This window comes from Isoptericola sp. NPDC056134 (genome assembly GCF_042264825.1).
Classification (GTDB): domain Bacteria; phylum Actinomycetota; class Actinomycetes; order Actinomycetales; family Cellulomonadaceae; genus Isoptericola; species Isoptericola nanjingensis.
On record NZ_JBHJVM010000107.1, the window covers coordinates 1 to 1,007 of the forward strand.

The 1,007-nt window shown below is 69.3% G+C and carries 1 protein-coding gene; it reads left to right on the top strand.

The features are described 5' to 3' along the window. The coding region (locus tag ACFCZN_RS21600) for an ABC transporter permease subunit (protein WP_430558134.1) at nucleotides 1-1,007 on the top strand (1,007 nt) is incomplete at both ends.

The following is a 1,007-nucleotide window of genomic DNA, read 5'->3' on the forward strand; positions in this document are numbered from 1 at the left end:
GTCGTCACCGAGGACGGCGACGTCGAGGCCGGGACGGTCGACCGGCCGCTCGCCGTCGTGGACGGCGCGACGGTCGAGGACGGGCGCGCGACCGACGTCCCCGGCTTCACCGTGCTGCCCCGCGACCAGGTGCTCCAGCGCCAGGCCGAGGTGACCGAGCTCCGTGTGCCGGTCTCGGACGACCCCGAGGACGGGTCGATCCGCACCACGGACGCGCGGACCGGCTACGTCTACACCTCGGCGCTCGAGTGGGACGCCGCGGCGGACACCATGACCGACACCACGACCGGCACCGTGTACACGCCGAACGACGAGGGCCAGTTCGAGGCCCCCGACGGATCGACCCTCGCGGTCGGGTGGCGCGTGCCCGTCGGCTTCGACAACTTCGTCACCGCGTTCTCCGACGCCCGCTACGCGGAGCCGTTCGTCAAGATCCTCGTGTGGACGTTCGTCTTCGCGATCGGCTCGGTCGTCACGACGTTCCTGCTCGGCCTCTTCCTCGCGATCGTCTTCAACGACACGCGGATGCGCGGGCGCAAGGTGTACCGCACGCTCATGATCCTGCCGTACGCGATCCCGGGGTTCCTCGCCGCGCTGCTGTGGTCCGGCCTGCTCAACACGCGGTTCGGGTTCGTCAACGAGGTGATCCTCGGGGGCGCGCACATCCCGTGGCTCACCGACCCGTGGCTCGCGAAGCTCTCGGTCCTCGGTGTGAACCTGTGGCTCGGCTTCCCCTACATGTTCCTCATCTGCACGGGCGCGCTGCAGTCGCTGCCCGGGGACGTCATGGAGGCGGCCAAGATCGACGGCGCCGGGCGCTGGCGGACGTGGCGGGCGATCACGCTGCCGCTCCTGCTCATCGCGACCGCGCCGCTGCTCATCTCGTCGTTCGCCTTCAACTTCAACAACTTCACGCTCATCTACATGCTGACCGGCGGCGGTCCACGGTTCGCCGACGCGTCCGTCCCGCTCGGTCACACCGACATCCTCATCTCGATGGTCTACTC